Below are 23,267 nucleotides of genomic sequence, written 5' to 3' on the forward strand. Positions count from 1 at the left end.
ATCGGATTAATAATGAACATAATTAATATTGAACATATAGCAAAAATCTATCAAGTTGGAACGGAAGAAGTTCATGCTTTAAGAGATGTATCTTTAAGAATAGATAAAAATGAATACGTTGCAATAATGGGTCCTTCTGGTTCGGGAAAATCAACATTAATGAATATTCTTGGCTGCTTGGATACTCCAACAAAAGGACTTTATACTTTTACTGGTAAAAATGTAAGTGAAATGAATGATAATGAATTGGCTTCAATAAGAAATAAAGAAATAGGATTTGTATTTCAAACCTTTAACTTATTGGCAAGATCAAATGCATTACATAATGTTGAACTTCCATTAATTTATGCCGGAATCGGAAAAGAAGAAAGAAGAGAAAGAGCTAAAGATGCATTGCTAAAAGTTAGTTTGGAAGACCGTATGGATCATAGACCAAATGAACTTTCCGGCGGACAAAGACAGAGAGTTGCAGTTGCAAGAGCGCTTGTAACAAATCCATCAATTATTTTAGCAGATGAACCAACCGGAAATTTGGATACAAAAACCGGTGAAGATATAATGGCTCTTTTTGAAAATCTTTACAAACTTGGAAATACAATTATTCTAGTTACTCACGAAGAATATATTGCGGAACATGCGAATAGAATAATTCGACTTAGAGACGGTTTAGTTGAAAAAGATGAAATTTTAAAAAATAGAAGAGTTGCACAACCTCAACATTTAGAAGTTTAATAAAATGACCAATTTTTTCTTCGAATTGAAAGAAGGTTTACTTATTTCTCTAAATGCAATTAGAGCGAATAAAATTAGGTCTATTCTAACAACTTTAGGAATTGTAATTGGAGTTACTTCTGTTGTTTTAATGTCAAATGCAATAAAGGGAATTGACAAATCCTTTCAAGACGGAATTTCCAGTTTTATGGGAACCGACAATCTTTTCATCGATAGATGGGCTTGGTTCAGTAACCTTCCTTGGTGGGAATTAAATAAAAGAAAGCCTCTTGAAATGAAAGATTTTGAAAGGTATAAGGAACTTGCTGAATTACCGATTGCTGTTGCACCAATGCATGATGCTTCTGAAGTAACAATGATTAAGGAAAATAATTCGATTTCAGATGCTAGAGTTTCCGGAACAAACCAAGATTACATTTATACAACAAATTTAGAATTCGAAGAAGGAAGATTTTTTTCTGAATTAGAAAGTAATGGAGCCAGACGTGTAATTGTTCTTGGTTATGAATATGCAGATAGATTATTCCCATTTGGAAATGCTATTGATCAAAATATTCAACTCAATGGAAAGAAATATAAAGTTGTTGGAATATTAAAGAAACAAGGAAGTTTCTTGATGGGAGCGTTTGATCCAGATAATCAATCTTTTATTCCGATCAGCGTATTATTTAAAGATTTTCATAGCAGATTTGGCGGAAGCGGTATTACAATAATATCGCGTGCTCCCAGTAATCAAATGGTTCCAGTTGTTAGAGAAGAAGCTATAGAAGTTATGAGAAGAATTAGAGGTTTGAAATATGACGAACCTGATGATTTTTCAATAAATCAACAAGATGCATTTTTAGAAATGATAAATCAAAGTGTTGGTGTTATTCAAATTGCCGGTTTGTTTATAACCGGTCTAGCACTTTTTGTTGGTGCAATCGGAATTATGAATATTATGTTTGTTTCCGTAAAAGAACGAACTCATGAAATAGGAATTAGAAAAGCAATTGGTGCTAAACGAAGTGTAATTTTAAGACAATTTTTAGCTGAGTCTGCAATACTGTGTTTACTTGGCGGACTAATTGGACTTTTATTAGCTGTAATTGGAGGAAAAATTATTGAACAATTTAATTTCCCAGTTGAAATGCAAATTGATTCAATAATTCTTGCAATAGGAATTTCTTTACTTACTGGAATACTTTCGGGATTGGCTCCAGCGTGGACTGCAGCAAAAATGGATCCGGTTGATGCTTTGAGGTATGAGTAATGGAAGTATTAAAAATTGCATTACAATCTTTAAAAACAAATAAACTCAGATCATTTTTAACTGTTCTCGGAATTATTGTAGGAATATTTTCAATTATTTCGATAAGTACAATTTTATCTATGCTCCAAAATACAATTGAGTCAAATGTTAATTCTGGTTTAAGTTCAAACATATTTAAAATTTCAAGATTGCCGGCAACAATTATGGGTGAAGAAGAATGGAATAAGGTTAGAAAAAGAAAAGATATCACAATTGATGAATATGAAAAATTAAAAGATAAATTTGAAAACGAAGTACAAAATATTGGAGCAGAACAATCTACCGGTGGAAAAATATTTAAATACGGAAATAAAAAAACTAATCCGGATATTGGATTTGTTGGAGCCACAATAGAATTTTTTCCCAACAATCAATTAGTCGCTGCAGAAGGAAGAAATTTTAATAATCAAGATTATCAAAGATATGGTAAGGTTATTGTGCTTGGAGATGCACTTGCAAAATTTTTATTTGAAGAAAAAAATCCTATTGGTGAAGAAATAACAGTTGATGGAAATAAACTTACGGTTATCGGAGTTTTGGAAAAAAGAGGTGATATGTTTGGACAAAGTCGCGATAATTTTGCAGTTACTCCATTAACAACTTTTCAGAATATGTTTGGCAAAAGAGCAAGAAGTATTACAATAGCAGTAAATCTTTTTAGTAATTCCGACTATGAAAATGTTGTGGAAAAAGCTAAAGGTTATTTTAGAACAATACGAAAAATTGATGCTGGAGACGAAGAAGATTTTTCCATAATATCCGGAGAATCTCTTTTATCTGATATTGACAATATGACAAGAGGAATCAGAATTGGAGCTTACGTAATTGCACTTATTGCGCTTTTGGCAGCCGGAGTTGGAATTATGAATATTATGCTGGTTTCGGTTACTGAACGAACAAAAGAAATTGGAATTAGAAAAGCAATCGGTGCAAAGAAAAAAAATATTCTCGTACAATTTTTAATAGAATCGGTTGTACTATCATTATTTGGTGGTATTATTGGAATAATAATTGGGTTGATCGTTGGAAACATTGCCGGTTCTGCGTTAAATGCTAAAGCAACAATTCCGCTGGATTGGGTTGCAATTGGTGTATTTTTATGTATAATTGTTGGTGTTGGATTTGGTACATATCCGGCTTATAAGGCTTCAAATTTAGATCCAATTGAAGCACTTCGTTACGAATAATAAATTTTACAGAAAGGTTTTTTATGTCACACTTCTTATTTGAACTTAAAGAAGGATTAATAATTGCACTTAATGCAATTAGAGCAAATAAAATTCGTAGTATTTTAACTACTCTTGGAATTGTAATTGGAGTTGCTTCCGTAGTATTAATGTCAACCGCAATTAAAGGGATAGATGAATCGTTTCAATCTAGCGCAACAAGTATTATGGGTACGGATAATATCTTTGTTGATAAATGGGCTTGGTTTGGCACAGTTCCTTGGTGGGAATTGAGGAATAGAAGAGATATTGGCATGGATGATTTTGAAAAATTTAAAGAACAAGCCACTCTTCCATTAGCAGTTTCTCCTAGATCAATAAGAAGAGAAACAACTACACTTAAGGATATTGTTGTTGATGGATGTTTTATTGTTGGTACAAATCAAGATTATGTAAAAACTACAGATTTAAAATTTACCGAAGGAAGATTTTTTTCTGAAATTGAAAGCAATGCCGGCAGAAGAGTTTGCATTGTAGGCGGTGAAATTGCCGATAAATTATTTCCACAAGGAAATGGAGTTAACCAAGTAATTAAAATTGGCGGAAATAAATATCAAGTTGTTGGAATAAATGATAAACAAGGAAGCTTTTTATTTGGTGATTTTAATCCGGATAATATGATTTATATTCCCATTGGCGCAATGTTTAAAGATTTTCAAAATAGACGTTGGGGCGGCGGAATTTCAATATGCGTACGAGCTCCAAATAATCTTTCGGTTCCGGCAGTTAAAGAAGAAGCAATTAGTATAATGAGAAGAATTCGAGGATTAAAATATGATGAGCAAGATGATTTTTCTATCAACCAGCAAGACGTTCTTCTTGATATGATTAATCAGCAAGTTGGTGTAATTCAAATTGCCGGATTATTTATAACCGGACTGGCACTTTTTGTTGGAGCAATTGGAATTATGAATATTATGTTTGTTTCGGTAAAAGAAAGAACAAGAGAAATAGGAATTAGAAAAGCAATCGGCGCAAAAAAACGTACAATTCTCGGACAATTTTTAACTGAATCAGCTGCTATATGTTTAATTGGGGGATTGATTGGTTTATTTATTGCTGTACTTGGTGCAAAGATTATTGAACAATATAATTTTCCGGTTTCAGTTCAAGTTGATGCTGTTGTTATTGCAATTGGAATATCTTTGTTAACTGGTGTATTATCCGGCTTAGCACCAGCATGGACGGCTGCTAAAATGGATCCCGTAGATGCATTGAGGTATGAATAATGGAAATATTATTAGTAGCATTAAATTCGCTTAAGGCGAACAAGTTAAGATCACTTCTAACAATTCTTGGAATTATTGTAGGAATATTTTCTATTATTACAATTAGTACAATAGTTTCAATGCTTCAGAACAGTATTGAAGAAGGAGTTTCTCAATTGGGACAAACTACTTTCCAAATACAAAAATATCCTGCGATGATGGATCGTGGAGATCGGGCAAAATATAGAAACCGTAAAGATTTAACAATTGACGAATATTATGAACTTCGTGATAAACTTCAAGGAGAAGCCGAAGCTGTTGGAGCAGAACAATGGGATTTTGGTAAATTATTTACTTATGAAAACAAGGAAACAAATCCTAATGTACAATTAGTTGGCTGCACTCCGGAAGCATTTCCAAATAATAAATGGATTGCTGAATTCGGTCGTAATTTTAATTACACAGATGTTAATCGATATGAAAAATGCATTGTTCTTGGAAAGACTCTTGCCGAAACACTTTTTGAAGGAGCCGATCCTATTGGAATGGAAGTTAAAGTCGATAATAAAAAATTAAAAGTAATAGGCGTTTTAGAAAAACAAGCAACTTCTTTTGGAAATGATAAAGATAATTTTGCAGCAATTCCATTAACAACTTTCCAAAGTTTTTATGGAAAATATAGCGAAAGCGTAAATATAACTGTTAGTTCATTCAGCAAAGAAGATTATGATGATGTTATTGAAAAATCCGTTGGATATTTTAGAACTATTAGAAAAGTTCCGCCTGGTGAAGAGGATGACTTTGCAATTTTTTCGAATGAGTCTGTTTTAAATGATATAAATAGTATGACTGCCGGAGTTAAAATTGGAGCTTATGTAATTGCACTAATTGCTTTACTTGCTGCAGGAATTGGTATCATGAATATTATGCTTGTATCAGTTACTGAAAGAACAAAAGAAATTGGAATTCGCAAAGCAATCGGCGCAAAAAAGAGTAATATATTAGTACAATTTTTAATTGAATCGGTTGTGCTTTCTTTATTTGGCGGAGTTATAGGAATTATAATTGGATTAATAGTTGGAAATCTTGCCGGTTCTGCAATTGGCGGAGAATTCTCAATTCCTATGGATTGGGTAGCAATTGGAGTTTTACTTTGCGTAATTGTTGGAGTTGGATTTGGAACCTACCCGGCTTACAAAGCTTCCAATCTTGATCCGATTGATGCACTAAGATATGAATAGATGAAATATTAAAAATTAAAAATCTAATTGCAAAATGTGAAACTTAGATTCGTGCATTCGTGGCAAAATAATTAAATTCAAATCCCATCAATTCGGTGGGATTTTTTATTTAATTGACTTGCATAAACTAATCACACCTTTTAGTTTTAATTAATAAAATTATTGCGATACCAAAATAAAGTCCATTTTTGAAATCACTTAAAAAAATAAATATTCTTTTCATACTTACATTTTTACTTTCAACTGTGCACGCACAAATGGATAGCACACAAATTTCAAGAGTTGATACTTTCAAAATTAATTTTGAAAATATTTATGAGCTTAGTTCAGTTCATGTAATTCCATTTTCAGAAAAAGTTAAGATAAATAATAGACTGTTAAATCCAACTCAATACACATTTAACGTTCTTAACAATTCAATTTCACTCTCGGATACTTTAACATATTCAATTTTTGATACATTGTTTATTGAGTATAATTCAATTGATCTAAAATTAAAGAAACATTATAAAAATAGAACTTTAGTAAAATACTTTGATAGCAATTACAATCAATATATTGGAACAGTAAAGAATGAATCAATCGATCTTTCTTCTAAAGGAATTTTCGGGAAAGAATTAAAAAGCAGCGGAACTTTATTGCGCGGATTTACGTTTGGTTCAAATAAAGATTTAGAAGTAAACAGTGGTTTAAGGCTTCAACTTGCCGGGAAAATTTCTGATGAAATTGAAATTGTTGCCGCACTTACCGATGAAAATACTCCAATCCAGCCAGAAGGAAACACCGAAAGATTGGAAGAACTTGATAAAGTCTTTATTGAAATAAAGCATAAAAATGCAAATGCAGTTTTCGGTGATTATAATCTTAAACAAAATATTGGTGAATTTGGAAAAGTTGAACGAAAACTTCAAGGAGTCGTAGGAAATTTCAATATTGAAAATTATAACGGATCAGTTTCGTTTGCTTCATCGAGAGGGAAATTTAATTCAATGCAGTTTAACGGAATTGACGGAGTTCAAGGTCCGTATAGACTTTCCGGAACTAACGGCGAAAATGATATTATTGTAATTGCCGGAAGTGAAAAAGTTTTTATGGATGGAAAGCAATTAAAGAGAGGCGAAAACAGCGAATATACTATAGAATATTCAATTGGAGAAATTACTTTTACACCAAAAATTTTAATAACTTCATTAAGCAGAATTACAATTGATTTTGAATATACAAACCGTCAATATGATAGAAATACAATTTCAGCAAATGCAAATACGAATTATTTTAATAATAAATTAAAATTTTCAATAAATGCATATCAAGAAGGAGACAATAAAAATAATCCGATTGATTTTACAATTTCTAATGAAAGCGAACAAATATTAAATGCTGCTGGAGATAATCAATTGCTTGCTTCGCAGCCCGGCATTATTGAGCTTGAAGGAGATTCGTTAGGATTATATTCAGTAGTTGATACAGTGATTTCTGGTGAAACTTACAAAATTTATTTGTATTCACCCGGATTCGTAAATTCTAAGTTTAATATTATCTTCAGTTTTGTTGGTGAAAATAACGGAGATTATATTCGTGAAAGTATAGGAAAGTTTAAATTTGTAGGAGTTAAAAATGGCTCATATTTACCAATTAAATTATTGCCATTGCCGGAAAAAAATCAGCTGGGAAATTTTGTAATAGATTATTCACCGATTGATAAAATAAATCTTAATTTAGAAATTGCCGGCAGCAGTTATGATAAAAATACTTTTTCAAATATTGATGATAAAGATAATAATGGATTTGCGAGAAATTTAAAAATTAAAATTGCTCCAATTGATTTAAATATTTTTGAAAATAATATTGGAAGTTTTAATGGATCATATCGAGATAGATTTATAAACGAAAGATTTAAAAATATTGATAGAATTAATGAAATTGAATTTGAGCGAAATTATAATACATCAAATTCTTCCGTAAATGAAGAAAAATTACGAGAATTGCAATTTAATTATAATCCTCTTGAGAATATTGATTTTATTGGACAATACGGCAATCTTAAAAAAGGAAATAATTTTTCATCCGAAAGAATTTTAGCAAAAACAAGTTGGCAGAATTATAATAATATCAATTTAAATTATGATTACGATTTTGTGAATTCGGAAAATTCAATTCTTAAATCAAATTGGTTTAAGCAAAATGGAGAGATTTCTTATCAATTGTTAAATCTTCAGCCGGGATTTTCATTTCGATCCGAAAATAAAAAAGAAAATAAAATTAATATTGATTCGTTGCTGAATAGCAGTTTGAATTATACCGAATATTCACCGTTTGTAAATTTAAGTTTAATAAATAATTTAATACTTTCCGCAAAATATACTTTCACAAAAGAATCTTTGCCGAATAAAGGTAAACTAATTGAAGAATCAAAATCATATACACATACTTACTCATTAAGTTGGAATGAATTTAAAGAGTTTTCTACAATTTTAGATTTTTCGTTCAGAAATAAAAAATACTCAGAAACTTTTTCTCAATTGGGATTGAGCAATAATGAAACAATTCTTTTGCGTTCGCAATCAAATATAAATTTGTTCGATCGATTTATTTACGGAAATATTTATTACAACGCCGCATCAGAAAGAACTGCAAAATTAGAAAAAGTTTTTATTCGAGTTATAGAAGGAACCGGAACTTATTCTTACCAAGGTGATTTAAATAATAATGGAATTGCTGAAGAAAATGAATATATAATTGATCCATATGAAGGAGATTATATTCAGTCAACGCTTCCCACTGATGAATTATTTCCGGTTATTGATTTAAAAATAAATTCACGTTTTCAAATTGATTTTGCTAAACAATTTGATCAATCAACTTTTATAAATACAATTTTAAATTCATTGTACAGCGAAACAACTTTCAGAATTGAGGAAAACAGCAAAATCATTGATACGAAGAAAATATATTTGCTCAATTTTAATTCTTTCTTAAATGATTCAACAACAATTCGAGGAACAAATTATTTTCAACAAGATTTGCATATTTTAAAAAATCAAAGAGATTTATCTTTTAGATTAAGATTTACGGAAAATAGAAATTTAAATCAGTTTAGTTCGGGAATAGAAAAATCATATTTAAAGGAAAAAGAGATCAGAATAAAATTTAGAATGGTTGATGAAATTAATAATGAAACTGAATTCAAAAATAAAATTGAAAACGTTCAAGCGCCGATAAATACTAATCGATCTCGACTTGTGAATTCAAATGAATTGCAAACTGATTTTTCATATCGTCCTTATACTAATTTGGAATTTGGGTTCTTAATAAAAGTCAGCAGACTTGAAGATAAATTTCCATCAACTCCTACAATACTTGATGAAAATAAATTAAATTTACGTTTAACTTTATCCTTATTGGAAAAAGGACGTTTAAGATTTGAATTTGAGCGAACAGAACTTCTTGTAAACACAAATCAAAATATTATTCCATTTGAAATTACTAACGGAAATTTAATTGGTAAAAACTATATTTGGAGAACAAATTTTGATTATCGATTTACCGGAAATTTGCAAACAAATATTAATTACTCCGGAAGATTGCAAGGAAAAGGAAAAGTAATAAACACATTAAGAGCAGAAGCGAGAGCATACTTTTGAAAATCATAAGGAATTCAATGAGAATTGTAACGGGTTTAATTGAAGCTCATATTGTTAGAATGAAAAATGAGCAGTTGGAATTTTTATTATTAAAACGAGCGCCGAATGAAAAATATCCACACATTTGGCAAATGGTAACTGGAAAAATAAAACCAAATGAAAAAGCTTACGAAACAGTAATTCGAGAAATAAAAGAAGAAACAAATTTGGAAATCCATGAATTATTTGTGGTGCCCAAAACTAATTCATTTTACAATGAAGTAGATGATACAATTATGCAAATTCCGGTTTTTGCTGCAACTGTAATAAATGAAGAAGTGATAGTGTTAAGCAAAGAGCATACAGAATATAAATGGGTTGAATATAAAAAAGTAAAAAAACTATTAGCATGGCCCGGACAAAAAGGTTCCACGAAAATAATCTCAGATTTTTTTGAACGAAAATATAAATCATTGAATTTTATAAAAATTGAAATTGTCAAATAATTGAAAACAAAATTTCTATTCCCAAAAATAATTTTTTTATTAGTGTTTCAATTCACAATCATATATGCACAAGAAAATATTGAAAAGTCTGATTCATTAAATATTGGCGATAAAATTATTAATGATATTGAATTATCCTTTAATGATAATCTGAATTATTTTATTCGTCCAACTAATTTTAAAGCTTCTGATTGGATGATATTTTCTGGTGTTGTTGCTTCAACCGGTTTGTTAATGACAATTGATGAAGAAGTTAAAACTGTAGTTAGAAAAAACCAAACAAGTTTTCAAAATGACTTTACTAAAATTGGAAAATATTATGGAGAGTCATTCACATTATTGGGTTTACCCTTTATTATTTATGGAAGCGGTTTAATTTTTGATAATAATGAATTTAGAACAACCGGAAGAATTTTAATTGAATCTTTAGCTGCCGCCGGAATTACAACAACTGCGTTAAAATTTATTATTGGTAGAAGTCGACCCCGAAAAAATATGGGCGAATTCGATTTCAATTATTTTGAATTAAAAAATATAAATGTTTCGCTGCCAAGCGGACATACAACAGTGGCTTTCACAATTAGTACGGTTTTATCGGAAAGAATTGATAATATATATGCCAGCATTGCTTTATATGGATTAGCTTCTCTTACAGCTTACCAAAGAATTTATTCAAACAATCATTGGCTTTCCGATACTTTTCTTGGAGCTGCGATTGGAATTACAGCCGGAAAGTTTTTTTCAAATTTAGAAGAAGAAAAAAATGTTAAAGGAAATAATGGAATTAGTTACAAAATTATGCCGAATATTAATTCTTCAAATATAGGATTTGCAATTCAAATTCAATTTTAAAAAAAGTTCAAATAGTAAAATGAGTCAACAATTTTTTATATTTCATTTATAATTTTTGTTTTTATCTGGAGGTAAATTGGATTTATTAGTCGTTGGTTCTGTAGGTTTGGATTATGTTGAAACTCCTTTTGGAAAAATAGAAAATGCCTTAGGCGGTGCAGCAACTTATATTTCTTTAACGGCAAGTTATTTTACTCAGCCAATAAAATTAGTTGGTGTGGTTGGTGAAGATTTTCCAAAGGAACATATTGAAATGTTGGAAAATCATATGGTTGATTTGGAAAATTTGGAAATAATTAAAAATGGCAAAACATTTCGTTGGGGTGGAAAATATCATTATGATTTAAATGTTAGAGATACTTTATATACACATCTAAATGTGTTTGAGAATTTCAATCCAATTGTTCCGGAAAAATCAAAAGAAAATAGTTTTGTAATTTTAGGAAATATTCAGCCATCATTACAGCTTTCCGTAATTGAACAATTAAAGGGAAATAATTTTATTATTTGCGATACAATGAATTTGTGGATTAACACAACTTTAAATGATCTGAAAAAAGTATTGGCAAAAACTAACGTATTGATTATAAATGATTCAGAAGCAAGATTGCTTTCCAACGAAGCAAATTTAATTAAAGCTTCAAGAATAATTAGAGAAATGGGACCGGAATATTTGATAATTAAAAAAGGTGAACATGGTGCATTGCTTTTCCACAATAATACAGTTTTCTCAGCACCGGCTTATCCTTTAGAATCAATATTTGATCCAACCGGAGCGGGCGATACTTTTCTCGGTGGTTTCGCGGGTTATTTGCATAGTACAATAGATAGAAATTTTGATAATGTAAAACGTGCCGTAATTTACGGAAGTGCAATGGCTTCTTTCTGCGTGGAACAATTCAGCACAAAAGGTTTGGAAGATTTAGATAAACTTCAGATACATGATAGATTTATTGAATTTAGGGAGCTTTCAAAATTTGATGACCTTTAATGTTTTACTATATTTTTTAACGTTTCTTTATGTTAGTTAAATTACTACTCTACAATCTCTTAAGTTATTTTATATACAAACAACGTTCTTTAACGTTTTCCAAGAAACAAGATTCTTTGTTGCGATTTTGTTTCACAAAACATTTTTAACTTAAGAGGAAATAAAATGAAAGTAAAAATTTTCGAAAAAAAATTAAATCCAACTAAACTTTTTCCAAAAGGTAGAATTGCTTTATATCTTGATTTTTATCACCAAGGAAAAAGAAAATTTGAAACACTTAATTTATTCATTGAACCGGAAATGAGTAAAATTGAAAAATCCAATATTAGAGAAATTGCTGAGAAAATTCGGAATGAAAGAGCAACTATATTTTATCAGAATGAATTTAGCGTACAACTTGAAACCACATTAAATAAGGACTTTAAAGACTATTTAGAAAAATTTGTTCTTTATAAAAAAAATAAGGGAATTACATTTACAGCCTATCATGGTGTATCGGTTAAGATAAATAAATTCCATAAAGGTAAACTAACTTTTAGAATGATAGATTCTTATTGGATTGAAAGTTTTTTTAATTTCTTACGAGCTGAGGTAAAGTCAAAAAATACTCAAAACGCATATGCAAATAAACTAAGTGCGGTTTTAAATTCAGCTGTAAAAGATAAATTCATTTCTTCAAATCCTATGCTGCATATAAAGAAACCGGAAAAAGTATCTGTACAGAAAGTTTATTTGATTGAAAGTGAAATTAAACAGTTAATCGATACCCCAATAAAACACAAAGAATTAAAATTAGGTTTTTTATTTAGTTGCTTTACCGGATTAAGATATTCAGATATAAAAAAATTAACCTGGAGCGAAATCAAAAATAATCGTATTGAAATAATTCAGAAAAAAACAAAAGAGCCTATTTATCTTGATCTAAGCGATACAGCAATTGCGATATTAAATCAAAAGTATCAATTAGAAACAATAAACAATATTAAACCAATGCCAAATAGAAGAGTTTTTAGGCTACCTGGTAACAAAAGGAATGATTTACTAAGGGAGTGGGCTAAAAAGGCTTGCTTGGATGAAATCCGATGGAAAAAAACTGAAGATTCAAAATCACATCTAACTTTTCACAGTGCACGACATACTTATGCAACTTTAGCAATTACTCAAGGTATTGATCTTTATACAGTGAGCCAATTATTAGGACATACTGACATTAAAACCACTCAAGTATATGCAAAAATTATTAATGAAAGAAGAAAAGAAGAACTTAAAAAACTTCCATTATTTGAATCATTTGCTTAAAGGTAATTAAATGGATAAAACTTTAATAAATATTATTGTTGATGAAATTGAAAAAGAAATTGTTAGTACAGATCAAAGGCATTATTCAGAAATTCAAGAATCTGAACTTTTAAATTTACGATATAGTGAAGAACTTGATAATGATTCAAACTTTTTAGCTTACAAAAATAGAATTTTTTCTCATGGATTTGTTTTAAGAAAAACTAATCAAGATAAATATATTTTCTATAATGAAGTTCTAAAATTTATTAATAATATTTATAAACCGGATATACTAAGAAAAACAATTGGAAATAATAAAATTGTTTCGAAATATGAAACAACTAAGGTTTTATCAATTCTGAATGCTGAACATTATTTAAAAAATGAAATTGAGGAATTGTCTAAATTAATTCAGTTAAATCTTCAGAAAGAAACGAAAGAAGAAATTAAAGAGGAATTACCGGACCTGATAAATGGTCCTGAAGAAAATCCAAGAGAAAGGAAAATTTCAAAATTTATTGAAGACTGTTTTTTACATTTGGATGGTGAAATTGTCAATTTTTTTAATGTGGAATTTGGAAATAAAAAAATTAATAAGCAACAAAAAGCTTTTCTTTGTAATGAAGCTGCAGTTCAAAAATTTAGTTTTGAATCAGATAAAAATTTGATCAAAATGGCAATAGGGAAAAACTTAAAATTAAATTTGGAAAAGGACATCATAAAACAGGTTTCGAACCTTATTCATAATGCTGAAAACAATCATGAAAAAGGGAAAATATTGTTATTTTTAAGTAGTGAACTTGCGAAAAAGATAAATAAATAAAAGGGTGAGCGTCAAACCTCACTTTTTACCTCAAACCTCACTTTTTACCTCAAACCTCACTTTTTACCTCAAATTTTACCTTAAAACGATTTGAACAACTTTATTTAAATAACGTTATTTGAAGTAACATTTTTGGATATTAAATGACTTCAGATCAAGAAAAACAGTTAGACGATTTAAATAAACAAATTCAAGAAATGAAATCAGATAGAATAAAATTTGATAAAGAATTAGAAAAATATAATTACAATCCAAATTATAAGGCAAAAAAAATGGAAGAAAAAAAAAGTGAAATCGAGAAATTAAAACTGGAAGAAAAGCGTATGTTTGATTTGCATCGTGAATATTGGAACAAACCCAATCTTTCACAATGCGAGCTTGGACTTTTTCAAAGAAATGCTACAGAATTAAAGAATATTAGAGTTAAAATTTCTGAAGAGGAGAAAAAATTAAATGGATAATTTAATTGCACGTGTTTATAAAGTTGTTGAAAATATTGATAAAAAAGAAGGTGAAGTATTATTAACTGAAGTCAATGAATTGATTGAAAAGAAAAGATCAACATATTTAAAAGCATTTTATCCTTTACTTGCTAAAGGCGATTTCTCCGGACATGAATTAGCAAATACTTCAGCTGAATCAATTCTTTCAACTCACAGGGCACAATTTACAAGAAATTTGAGTAACACACTTTCAATTATTGAAAATTCAGTTGCTCTAAATAGAATTGATTTTGTGAGCTGCATTATTTACCCTTTAGCTGATTTGTTTGCAGATCAAGTACATCAAAGATCAAGGTTTAATGCAATTAAAAATGAGTTTGAAGCTGAAGAAAATAGAAAACAATTAAATGAAGAGTGGAAAACTTTATTTTCATTGAAAAGAAAATTATTGGCAACATTAGTTTAACATGAATAAAACAGCAACTCAAATTCTATTGGATGAGATCCAAATTCTAAAAAATCAAATTCATTTGATTTCCGGTACAATTGAAACTTTAGTAAAAACTAATGAAGATCTAATGACTTCAGAAAATGCAGCAAAATATCTTGGAATTAGTACCGGAGCACTTCGGCAATTAGTTTTTAAAAATAAGTTGCTCCCAAGAAAATTTGAAGATGGAAGAAAAAATTATTTTCTCAAAAGTGAGATAATTAACATGCTGAAAACAGTAAAATAATCATGATTAGAAAGCTCACACATATTTTATTTAATTATCTAACTGATAAAATTAAAATGGTTTATAATGCTGAAAACATTTATTAAAAAAGATCATGAAACAAAATCAACACAAAAACAATTCTTTTTCTTGTTTCTCTTAAGTACATGCCAAATAAATGCTCCCGTGATCCAAAAGATTACGGAGCATTTTTAGGGGGGAATTGTGGCACGTAACACAAAACAAGGTGTTGATTATTTCCCTTTAGATTGTCGTTTTGATGACAATATTGATCTATATTTGACTGAAAAAGAAAGTAACGGATTAGCCGTCTTAATAACAACTTGGCAGCTTATTTATTCAAATGATGGATATTTCAAAAAGTTTGATGACGATTTGTTGTTAATGATAAAAAAGAGAATAGGTTTAAGTTTGGATGAAATCAGAAGTTGTTTAATGGCATGTATTAAGAGAGAAATATTTGATAAAAACCTATTCGAAAAATTCAACATTCTTAGTTCCAGGACAATTCAAAAAATATATTTTTCATCGGCAAAAAAGAAAAAAGAAATTATTATTGTAAACCTTGACTATTTATTATTTATGCCTGAGAATGATAATTTAATAGATTCCGGCGGAAATAAAATAAATGTTTGCGGAAATCAAATAGATTCCGGCGGAAATACCACAAAGGAAGAGGAAGAAGAAAAGAAAAAGAAAAAGGAAAACCAACCTAATTTATTTCCGGAAAATGAAGTTGAAAAGATAAAAGCATTATTTGAAACTTATACGATACATTCTAATCCATATTACAAAACTTTCATTGAGCCTATTTTAGAGTTAAGAAAAAAAATTCCTGAAGATATGACAATTGAGCAAATTGATGAAGTTATTACATCATATTTTGTAAAATATGGTAAAGATAAACCTATCAATATGGAGTTTTTTTTAGACAATATTTCTAAAGAAATAATAAAAAAGCATGAAGAAATATTAAATATCAAAAAACAAAAACTCTTAAAAGAAGCTGAAAAGGCGAGATTAACATATACAGAAATTAACCATGAAGCCGATGAAATTTTTAAGAAACAGCAATTGTTAAAACAAAAAGAAAATTTTGATAAGAATTATGATAAATTCTCTGAAGCAGAAAAAGAGAAATTTATTCGTTTATTTGAAAATGGACTTTCGATGAGTATAAGTTTGGAATTTCCACAATTACAATGTTAGAACGGTTAATAAAATGAGAAAAAATAAAACTTCACAAAAAACATTTAGCGAACTAAATGAGAAAATTTTAAATCAACTGATACAATTAACAAATCAGTCTTTTGAGCAACATATAACAAATGTCTATGAAGCATCAAAAAAAGAAGAGCTACTTTTTTATCTTCAGGGCTTCGGAAATTATATGGATCAAATATTTAAGAATCTTAAAGAAGATTTTGAAAATAGGTTAATAATCGAACAATGGAGAGATGACTTATTAAAATTGGATCCACTAATTACGGATATTGAACAAAGAAAAAATTGAAAACAATTGAGAACAATCTAAACTTGATTATTTAATCATATTATTTTGAAATGAGTTAAGGACTTTGTGAAACAAAAAGTATATAAAAATGAAATATTATTTTCCATAAGTTATTAAAATGATAAGGTTTATAAAAATCCATGTCAAATGATATTACTAAAACAAAACCTAAAAAAATCAGAAATGTTAAATCGGCTCGAAGATTATTGGCGGATTTGATTTATTATCTTCAGCTTGAAATTATTCCAAGTGAAAAAGCGAAGTCAATCGCATATATGCTTATTAAATATGGTGAACTTTTTAAAACTGAAAATCTATTATCAATTGAAGAGCTTGAAAAAAGATTTAAAATTTTAGAGGAAAAAATAAATGATAAAAAATCTTGATAAGAGACTTTCAAGACTTGAAGCAAAGATGTTTTTATTAAGTGAAAATTTTGATCGTGAATCTAAAATTATGGCAATGTTTAAATTTATGGATGAGTACGAATTGGAATTAATTGTTTCAACAAAAGATAACGTTGAATTAGAATCAATTTTAGATACCATGCTTAAAAAATATGAATATGCATTAAAAGATTTTTCTTTAACAAAAAAAGAAAAATTAGAAATGGAGCTTTTAAAAACACTTCCAATATATCGGTTAAAAAAAATTGCAAATGGTGAAAAAGAAGAAATAGAAATTTTTAATTCAAGATTAAAAGAATTGTTAGAATCATAAAGGAAAAATAAAAAAATGGCAAAGAAAAAAAGTAAAAACTCATCACTAATTACCGGAATTAAAAAAGGCAAGTATTCAATCGGCGCAACTCGTGATCAAATTGCAGCTCGTAAAATTGATAAAAATTCTATTGGTGCAAAAAGTTCACGAGAAAAATAAATTACAAATAGGTTTTAAAAATGGCAAAACTTTTTGAAATAACCGACAATTTAACGAAAGAGGAATTATTTCAATTTCTAAATCAAAATAATTTCTTGGTGAAAGATTTGTTGGATTACTTAACAACTTTGGATCTTGGTGGACTTAATGAAACATTTACAGTTTTAAGAGATGCACATAATGATAGACTATTGATTGAGGAATTAATCACAAAAAAAACTTTAGAAGAAAATCTTATAAATGATTCATTGAAAAAAAATTAGGGATAAAATAAAATGGCAAACGATAATATTAAAGTTGGTTCTGCAGCGATTGAGCTTGGTGTAATTGACAAAACCAAAGAGGGATTTGAAAAAATAAAATCAAATTCTAAAAAAGAAGTAAAAAGTTTAGAAGATAGTTTAAAAAATGTTAAAGTACAGTTAGATACAAGAATTGCTTCAATGCAATTTAAAGAACTTGAAAAATTTCATACTTACCTGAAGAAAAGATTAGAAGAAAAAATAAAATTAAATGTTGATTCAAGAAGCATTGAAACGACAAAAACACAAATTGGAGCTGTAGCAGATAAATTAAATAAGTTAAGAACTGAAGCTTCGTTAATGCAAAAATCTTCAGCTAATATTGGGGATTTATTTTCCGGTGCAATGGGTGTCAAATTATCTACAGCCGGAATAGTTGCCGGTGTTACAGCACTTGGAACGATTGCCGTTGATGCCGCTAAGGCATACATTGAAATTGAGGGTGTTCAAAATGCTTTCAACAAATTAAACAATCCAAATATTTTAGATAAACTTAGAGAAGTTACTAGAAACACAATTGCTGATTCTGAATTGATGCAAATTTCATTGAGAGCTGTAGATAAAAATATTTCGTTTGATAATTTGGAAACAATTTTAGAGTTAGCAAAAAACAAAGCAAGTGAAACCGGAATGTCATTTGATTATTTAGCAATTAAATTAATTGACGATATTGGAAATAAATCAACTTCGGCACTTGAAAATTTTGGTGTATCTGTTAGTGAAATGGAAGCTGAAATTAAGAATGTTGGTAATTATGGTGAAGCCGCTTTTAACATGGTAAGTAAAAGTATTACTAATATGGGATTTGTAGCGGAAACCAATAAAGACAAATTAGAACAAATCTATTCACTAATCAAAAATATAAAAGAAGCATTTGGCGGTTTTGTTTTTGATGCAATTAATTTTACTGTAAAATATTCCTCACCTCAAAATATCATGAATTCTGAAATGCAGGAAGCTTATGAAAAAGTCATGAAAGAATTTACAGCAAAACAGAAACAATTAAATGAATCAATAAAATCAGCACAAAATACAGCAAGTGAAAACAGCATTGGAAAAAGTGAAAATCAAATATTAGACTATATAAAAATTGTTCAGGAAAAAATTAATAATTTTGGTGAAGCAACAACTGAAGAGGAAAAAACAAAGTTAGAACAATTAAACGCAAAATTAAATGTTTATAAAAAAGCACATGAAGATTTAGCTCCATTACTAGAGCCATATAAAAAATCCTTAGGCGATATAGAAGAAAAAATTAAAACACTTCAATCACTTCAAAAAAATTATGCTATTAGCGATTCACAATATTCAAATATCGGAAAAGAAATTGATAGATTAGAGAATATTATAAACCCAAAAAAAACAAAGGTAAAAGTACCAAAAGAGAAAAAAACTAAATTGGATTTTAGTGAATTTGATTTAATTGGCGAAGATCAAGCCTGGATGGATGAACTTATTAAAAATGAAAATGAAGCTGCAAAAATTAGACTTGAAAATCTTCAGCTATATATTGATGCAAGGAATGAATTATCTGAAGATGAGAAAAAAGATTTGAAAGAAAGATTAGAAAGAGAAAAAGAAATTCATGAGTTAAGAATGAATGCACTAGGCGAATTTGGGAATGCACTTGAGGGATTAGGTTCACATGGAAAAACATTTGTATCATACTTCAATACAATACTTCAAACAGCATTAAGAATTTCCGATGCATTAAATACAATGAAAGAAGATCCCTTTTCAGGTGGACTTGGAATTGCTTCAGGAATATTTGGACTTGTAACAAAACTTATTCCCGGCATGGCAAAAGGCGGTTCAGTTTCAAACTTCGGCGGCGGGAATATACAGTTCCAACCTCATCAAAAATTTGCAAGTGGTGTAAATAATTTTGTTGTTCCTCCCGGGTTTAACCGAGATAATTATTTAGTTGGTGTTCAAAGTGGTGAAAGGTTAAATGTTACTCCGGCAAATCAAACCAACAATCTTTCAACTAAATCAATTGAAAATATTTTATCAGGTATTTATGGCAGAATAGGTGCAATGAATTTGAACGTAACTAATGCTATTAGAGGAGGTCTAAGCGATTCTCAAATAATAAACTTGAAGATAGGAGATGAAACTATTAGTAAAGTAATTCAAAGAAGAACTAATAGAAATAATCGTTCAAATACAAAACCAACAACGGATTTATAATAAGTTCTATGAATGAACTTTCTTAGAATGATTGTTCTTTTGCTTTATTCTAAATGAGTTACAGAATTTGTGAAACAAAAATAAATCAAATATTTAATTCTTACTTAATATTTCTGATATATTACTTGAAGCTTTAAATACATCTATTAGATTTGTTCTAAGCATTATTGCAAAAATTTCCTTTTGAGAAAATTGTAAATTATTTTCCTCATTTAAATATTTTCTATTATAAACATCTGCAAAATAATTTAAACCAGATAAATTTATATATAAATCATCAATCATATTCAAGATATTTGCATTATTGCTAATTCTTAAATTAAATCTTTTTAATATTTTATCAAGATGATTTTGAGCCTCACTACAATACTTAATTATTCCATTTATTTCATGTTCTTTGAATTCTAAAGAAATGTCATTTTCTGAAATATCATATTTTAGGTAATTAGTAAAAGTATTTATGAATATATCAGGTTCTTTGAATAGATCCATTTCGTTTATTTGTAGTTTTTTATTTAAGTCTAATGTTACAAATATTTCATAAATATGTAAGTTAAATATGAAATTTAATTCTTTATGAATTTTATTTTCAATTGGTTTCCATTTACTTGCTTCATAATAATTAAACATTATGCCAATGATAATTGTTGAGATCCATATTCCAAGTAATTCAGTTGCAATGTTTAGGTAAATATCTTCAACTTTGATTTCTTCAGAAAAACAAAAATATAATGTAAAAGGAATTAACGGCAATAGGGAAAAATATAAAATCCACATTGGTTTAAAAGGTAAATATTTCATTTTAAAGAAACCAAAAATTTTAGAAACTTTTGATCTAAAGAAATTTGGTATAATTGATAATTCTTTGAACTTTGTTTTTAGTAATTGAAAAAATTTTTGAAGTTTCATTTTTTGCTTCCGTTGGATTTATTCCTATAAGAATTTTTTCAAAATAAAATATTCTTACTTTCAGATTAAACATTTTATTTTCTTCTATAAGATTTGAAGTTATACAGTACTCATGAAATATTTTTAAAAGTTTAAGTGAGGATAAGTCTAATTCCAATTCAATTTCCATGTGAGAGTTTGTTAAAGAAATTACTTTCAAAATTAAAAAAAATATTTTGAATAAGTATTGACTATTTAATATTTGTTTTTTAAGTTTATATCATTCTAAAAACAAGGCTCTATTCAATGCATCAAAATCAAATGAAATTTTATTCAGGAAAAGAGATTGCCTTGATCGTGAGATTTTGGCATAGTCACCTTGACTATTAGAAGATCTCTTTTCCTATAATTCTAAAAACAAGGAGCTCCAAAATGGAAAACACAATCCAACAATCATTTAGCATCAATGAAAAACTTATTGTTTTAAACACAATACTTGAAAAAGTTTGGACTTTAACATCAAGTTTAAAAGAAGATGAAACCGATGCCAATATTGCAGAATCGCATTTAAAAGGTGCACAACTAATTCTAAATTCAGTTACTGAAGATATTCATTCAATACAAGAAAATTTTACAAACAATATTCCGGTAATTGTATAAAAAGAATTATTTATAAGGACTTTGTATAGATTTTGTTTCACATGAACTGAGATTGTAGGTTAAGATATTTTAATTAACTATGTTACAAAATATGAGAGCTTTCAAAATTTGATGACATCTAATTTTAACTCAATTGATTTGATTGATAACCAATTAATTTTGATTGATCAAACAAAATTGCCATTTGAAGAAACCTATATTAAAACTGATGATTATGAGAGAATTGCAATTGCTATCGAACGTCTTGAAGTAAGAGGCGCTCCGGCAATTGGAATTTCTGCGGCATATGCAATAGCTCTAAGTTTTAAAAATGTTTTAGAAAGTAAAAATGTACATTTCGAAAAAGTTTTTTCAAGATTATTAAAAACAAGACCAACCGCCGTAAATCTTTTTTGGGCATTACAACGAATGAAAAATATTTTTGAATCAAATAAAAATTCTAAAGATATTTTTGAGGTTTTGCTGAATGAAGCAAAATTAATTCACGAAGAAGATATTTTAATGTGTGATAAAATTGCTCAAAACGGATTGCAAATATTTGATAAAATTTCTACAGTTTTAACTCACTGCAATACAGGGAAACTCGCTACCGGCGGCGGCGGAACGGCATTTAACGTTATTAAATATGGATTTGAAAAAGGTAAAGTTAAATTTGTTTATGCCGATGAAACTCGTCCGTTATTTCAAGGAAGCAGATTAACGGCATTTGAATTACATAAATCCGGAATACCATTTTCAATTAACACTGATTCAACTGCTGCTTACTTATTGCAAAATTCTAAAATTGATTTGGTAATAACCGGCGCTGATAGAATTGCAATTAACGGTGATTCTGCCAATAAAATTGGGACTTATAACTTAGCAGTGTTATGTAAATATCATAAAATTCCTTTCTACATTGCCGCTCCAACTTCTACAATAGATAAAAATTGCGATACCGGAAAAAAAATCATAATTGAGTTTAGAGATAAAAAAGAAATCAACACTTTAAGAAATGAGAAAATAACCAAAGATGAATACGAAGTTTTTTCTCCGGCGTTTGATGTAACTCCGAATGAATTAATTTCCGGAATTATTACCGAAAAAAAACTTCATTTACCTCCTTACGATTTTACGAAAATCTGAAATTTAAAATGGTTGAAATAGTTAAAAATGAAGCTATCGTTTTAAAGAAAATTAACTTCAGCGATACAAGTTTGATTGTTCATTTCTATACTAAAGAACATGGAAAAATTTCAGCCTTAATTAAAGGTGCAAGAAGCTCAAAATCCAAAATCGGAAGTAAAATTGATTTGTTGAATTGGGTGGAAATTGTTTACTACAACAAGGAAGAGAAAGAACTTCAATTAGTAACTCAAACAAATTTGATTGAACATTTCGCTGTAATAAAATCCGATTTAAATAGAATTAAATATGCAACATCAATTTGTGAGCTGATAGTTAAATTGGTTTTAGAAAAAGATATTAACATTAAACTTTTTAGAGGTGTTACAAAAATTTTAACTATGATGAATAAATCACAAACTGATCCAATTTTATTATTTACTCAATTCTTAGTTTTTTTTATAAAAGAAATTGGTTTTGAACTTTCATTTAATAACTGTTCAATTTGCGGAAATAAATTATTGGAAAATAATCAAAATGCATTCAGCTATTCCGATGGAATTATATGCGGAAATTGCAATTCGGATAAAATAACTACATTCACTTTTTCTAAGGAACTTTTTAATTTATTTATGTGTCTAACCAACAAAAATAAGTCAATTTCTTATAAGAATAACGATTTAGAAAATATAATTTTTATTTTAGAAAAGTATCTCATTTTTCATAATTCAGAATTCAGTGGAATCAAATCATTACAAATATTATAAAGGGAAGGTT

Annotated in this window: 25 protein-coding genes; 24 read left to right on the top strand and 1 reads right to left on the bottom strand. The window is 28.6% G+C overall.

Going from position 1 to position 23,267, the window contains the following annotated elements:
* Window positions 1–18 precede the first annotated feature (18 nt).
* From IPH62_15035 to IPH62_15135, 21 genes are all read left to right on the top strand, one after another.
* Window positions 19–732, top strand: coding sequence for an ABC transporter ATP-binding protein (locus tag IPH62_15035; GenBank protein MBK7106586.1), 714 nt, complete (start codon window positions 19–21; stop codon window positions 730–732).
* Window positions 733–736: 4 nt separating this feature from the next.
* A complete protein-coding gene (locus tag IPH62_15040) occupies window positions 737–1,984 on the top strand; it encodes an ABC transporter permease (GenBank protein ID MBK7106587.1) in 1,248 nt (415 codons plus the stop codon).
* Entirely contained in the window at window positions 1,984–3,210 is a 1,227-nt protein-coding gene (locus IPH62_15045) for an ABC transporter permease (GenBank protein MBK7106588.1), read from the top strand. The genes IPH62_15040 and IPH62_15045 overlap by 1 nt, the downstream gene beginning before the upstream one ends.
* Window positions 3,211–3,233: 23 nt before the next feature.
* Entirely contained in the window at window positions 3,234–4,478 is a 1,245-nt protein-coding gene (locus IPH62_15050) for an ABC transporter permease (GenBank protein MBK7106589.1), read from the top strand.
* Window positions 4,478–5,698 (top strand): ABC transporter permease, encoded by a 1,221-nt coding sequence (locus tag IPH62_15055; protein ID MBK7106590.1) that lies wholly within the window; start codon window positions 4,478–4,480, stop codon window positions 5,696–5,698. Before IPH62_15050 ends, IPH62_15055 begins: the two co-directional genes overlap by 1 nt.
* 188 nt (window positions 5,699–5,886) lie before the next feature.
* Window positions 5,887–9,342, top strand: a complete 3,456-nt coding sequence (locus IPH62_15060; protein MBK7106591.1) for a hypothetical protein — start codon at window positions 5,887–5,889, stop codon at window positions 9,340–9,342.
* 17 nt (window positions 9,343–9,359) lie between these two features.
* Entirely contained in the window at window positions 9,360–9,827 is a 468-nt protein-coding gene (locus IPH62_15065; protein MBK7106592.1) for an NUDIX domain-containing protein, read from the top strand.
* The gene (locus IPH62_15070; protein ID MBK7106593.1) at window positions 9,828–10,679 is read left to right on the top strand and encodes a phosphatase PAP2 family protein; all 852 of its coding nucleotides are present in this window, start codon (window positions 9,828–9,830) and stop codon (window positions 10,677–10,679) included. It begins immediately after the preceding gene.
* Between the two features lie 76 nt (window positions 10,680–10,755).
* Window positions 10,756–11,670 carry a sugar kinase gene (locus tag IPH62_15075; protein ID MBK7106594.1) on the top strand — a complete coding sequence of 305 codons (915 nt, stop codon included), beginning with the start codon at window positions 10,756–10,758 and terminating at the stop codon, window positions 11,668–11,670.
* A gap of 165 nt (window positions 11,671–11,835) precedes the next feature.
* A complete protein-coding gene (locus IPH62_15080) occupies window positions 11,836–12,969 on the top strand; it encodes a site-specific integrase (GenBank protein ID MBK7106595.1) in 1,134 nt (377 codons plus the stop codon).
* A 10-nt stretch (window positions 12,970–12,979) separates the two neighbouring features.
* Window positions 12,980–13,774, top strand: a complete 795-nt coding sequence (locus IPH62_15085) for a hypothetical protein (protein ID MBK7106596.1) — start codon at window positions 12,980–12,982, stop codon at window positions 13,772–13,774.
* Window positions 13,775–13,917: 143 nt separating this feature from the next.
* Window positions 13,918–14,235 carry a hypothetical protein gene (locus tag IPH62_15090; protein ID MBK7106597.1) on the top strand — a complete coding sequence of 106 codons (318 nt, stop codon included), beginning with the start codon at window positions 13,918–13,920 and terminating at the stop codon, window positions 14,233–14,235.
* Window positions 14,228–14,683 (top strand): hypothetical protein, encoded by a 456-nt coding sequence (locus tag IPH62_15095; protein ID MBK7106598.1) that lies wholly within the window; start codon window positions 14,228–14,230, stop codon window positions 14,681–14,683. Before IPH62_15090 ends, IPH62_15095 begins: the two co-directional genes overlap by 8 nt.
* Window position 14,684: 1 nt before the next feature.
* The gene (locus IPH62_15100; GenBank protein MBK7106599.1) at window positions 14,685–14,954 is read left to right on the top strand and encodes a helix-turn-helix domain-containing protein; all 270 of its coding nucleotides are present in this window, start codon (window positions 14,685–14,687) and stop codon (window positions 14,952–14,954) included.
* Between the two features lie 204 nt (window positions 14,955–15,158).
* Window positions 15,159–16,163, top strand: coding sequence for a DUF4373 domain-containing protein (locus IPH62_15105; GenBank protein ID MBK7106600.1), 1,005 nt, complete (start codon window positions 15,159–15,161; stop codon window positions 16,161–16,163).
* Between the two features lie 13 nt (window positions 16,164–16,176).
* Window positions 16,177–16,467 (top strand): hypothetical protein, encoded by a 291-nt coding sequence (locus IPH62_15110; protein ID MBK7106601.1) that lies wholly within the window; start codon window positions 16,177–16,179, stop codon window positions 16,465–16,467.
* A gap of 140 nt (window positions 16,468–16,607) precedes the next feature.
* On the top strand, window positions 16,608–16,853 hold the full coding sequence (locus IPH62_15115; protein MBK7106602.1) for a hypothetical protein: 246 nt from the start codon (window positions 16,608–16,610) through the stop codon (window positions 16,851–16,853).
* Complete coding sequence (locus tag IPH62_15120; GenBank protein MBK7106603.1) at window positions 16,837–17,187, top strand: hypothetical protein; 351 nt, start codon at window positions 16,837–16,839, stop codon at window positions 17,185–17,187. Before IPH62_15115 ends, IPH62_15120 begins: the two co-directional genes overlap by 17 nt.
* Before the next feature lie 15 nt (window positions 17,188–17,202).
* Window positions 17,203–17,346: a hypothetical protein gene (locus tag IPH62_15125; GenBank protein ID MBK7106604.1), complete on the top strand. Its 144-nt coding sequence runs from the start codon at window positions 17,203–17,205 to the stop codon at window positions 17,344–17,346.
* Between the two features lie 20 nt (window positions 17,347–17,366).
* Window positions 17,367–17,609 carry a hypothetical protein gene (locus IPH62_15130; protein MBK7106605.1) on the top strand — a complete coding sequence of 81 codons (243 nt, stop codon included), beginning with the start codon at window positions 17,367–17,369 and terminating at the stop codon, window positions 17,607–17,609.
* A 12-nt stretch (window positions 17,610–17,621) separates the two neighbouring features.
* Window positions 17,622–19,838 carry a hypothetical protein gene (locus tag IPH62_15135; protein ID MBK7106606.1) on the top strand — a complete coding sequence of 739 codons (2,217 nt, stop codon included), beginning with the start codon at window positions 17,622–17,624 and terminating at the stop codon, window positions 19,836–19,838.
* 93 nt (window positions 19,839–19,931) lie between these two features.
* Here IPH62_15135 and IPH62_15140 read toward each other — a convergent pair whose 3' ends face one another.
* Window positions 19,932–20,747 (bottom strand): hypothetical protein, encoded by an 816-nt coding sequence (locus IPH62_15140; protein MBK7106607.1) that lies wholly within the window; start codon window positions 20,745–20,747, stop codon window positions 19,932–19,934.
* Window positions 20,748–21,158: 411 nt separating this feature from the next.
* Here IPH62_15140 and IPH62_15145 point away from each other — a divergent pair, with 411 nt between their 5' ends.
* The 3 genes from IPH62_15145 to recO all read left to right on the top strand — a co-directional run bounded on the left by IPH62_15145 (window position 21,159) and on the right by recO (window position 23,257).
* The gene (locus tag IPH62_15145; GenBank protein MBK7106608.1) at window positions 21,159–21,386 is read left to right on the top strand and encodes a hypothetical protein; all 228 of its coding nucleotides are present in this window, start codon (window positions 21,159–21,161) and stop codon (window positions 21,384–21,386) included.
* A 111-nt stretch (window positions 21,387–21,497) separates the two neighbouring features.
* Entirely contained in the window at window positions 21,498–22,511 is a 1,014-nt protein-coding gene (mtnA, locus tag IPH62_15150; GenBank protein ID MBK7106609.1) for an S-methyl-5-thioribose-1-phosphate isomerase, read from the top strand.
* An 8-nt stretch (window positions 22,512–22,519) separates the two neighbouring features.
* Entirely contained in the window at window positions 22,520–23,257 is a 738-nt protein-coding gene (recO, locus tag IPH62_15155; GenBank protein MBK7106610.1) for a DNA repair protein RecO, read from the top strand.
* Window positions 23,258–23,267: the final 10 nt, after the last annotated feature.

It is taken from the genome of Ignavibacteriota bacterium, from assembly GCA_016708125.1.
In the GTDB taxonomy this organism is placed as follows: Bacteria; Bacteroidota; Ignavibacteria; order Ignavibacteriales; family Melioribacteraceae.

Excerpts from the sequence above, each read along its gene's own strand:
- IPH62_15120 (MBK7106603.1), top strand. The coding sequence starts at position 16,837 with ATGATAAAAAATCTTGATAAGAGACTTTCAAGACTTGAAGCAAAGATG.
- IPH62_15040 (MBK7106587.1), top strand. The coding sequence starts at position 737 with ATGACCAATTTTTTCTTCGAATTGAAAGAAGGTTTACTTATTTCTCTA.
- IPH62_15085 (MBK7106596.1), top strand. The coding sequence starts at position 12,980 with ATGGATAAAACTTTAATAAATATTATTGTTGATGAAATTGAAAAAGAA.
- IPH62_15140 (MBK7106607.1), bottom strand. The coding sequence starts at position 20,747 with ATGAAACTTCAAAAATTTTTTCAATTACTAAAAACAAAGTTCAAAGAA.
- IPH62_15050 (MBK7106589.1), top strand. The coding sequence starts at position 3,234 with ATGTCACACTTCTTATTTGAACTTAAAGAAGGATTAATAATTGCACTT.
- recO (MBK7106610.1), top strand. The coding sequence starts at position 22,520 with ATGGTTGAAATAGTTAAAAATGAAGCTATCGTTTTAAAGAAAATTAAC.
- IPH62_15065 (MBK7106592.1), top strand. The coding sequence starts at position 9,360 with ATGAGAATTGTAACGGGTTTAATTGAAGCTCATATTGTTAGAATGAAA.
- IPH62_15130 (MBK7106605.1), top strand. The coding sequence starts at position 17,367 with ATGGCAAAACTTTTTGAAATAACCGACAATTTAACGAAAGAGGAATTA.
- IPH62_15135 (MBK7106606.1), top strand. The coding sequence starts at position 17,622 with ATGGCAAACGATAATATTAAAGTTGGTTCTGCAGCGATTGAGCTTGGT.
- IPH62_15080 (MBK7106595.1), top strand. The coding sequence starts at position 11,836 with ATGAAAGTAAAAATTTTCGAAAAAAAATTAAATCCAACTAAACTTTTT.
- IPH62_15100 (MBK7106599.1), top strand. The coding sequence starts at position 14,685 with ATGAATAAAACAGCAACTCAAATTCTATTGGATGAGATCCAAATTCTA.
- mtnA (MBK7106609.1), top strand. The coding sequence starts at position 21,498 with ATGACATCTAATTTTAACTCAATTGATTTGATTGATAACCAATTAATT.
- IPH62_15145 (MBK7106608.1), top strand. The coding sequence starts at position 21,159 with ATGGAAAACACAATCCAACAATCATTTAGCATCAATGAAAAACTTATT.
- IPH62_15090 (MBK7106597.1), top strand. The coding sequence starts at position 13,918 with ATGACTTCAGATCAAGAAAAACAGTTAGACGATTTAAATAAACAAATT.
- IPH62_15045 (MBK7106588.1), top strand. The coding sequence starts at position 1,984 with ATGGAAGTATTAAAAATTGCATTACAATCTTTAAAAACAAATAAACTC.
- IPH62_15110 (MBK7106601.1), top strand. The coding sequence starts at position 16,177 with ATGAGAAAAAATAAAACTTCACAAAAAACATTTAGCGAACTAAATGAG.
- IPH62_15095 (MBK7106598.1), top strand. The coding sequence starts at position 14,228 with ATGGATAATTTAATTGCACGTGTTTATAAAGTTGTTGAAAATATTGAT.
- IPH62_15125 (MBK7106604.1), top strand. The coding sequence starts at position 17,203 with ATGGCAAAGAAAAAAAGTAAAAACTCATCACTAATTACCGGAATTAAA.
- IPH62_15055 (MBK7106590.1), top strand. The coding sequence starts at position 4,478 with ATGGAAATATTATTAGTAGCATTAAATTCGCTTAAGGCGAACAAGTTA.
- IPH62_15115 (MBK7106602.1), top strand. The coding sequence starts at position 16,608 with ATGTCAAATGATATTACTAAAACAAAACCTAAAAAAATCAGAAATGTT.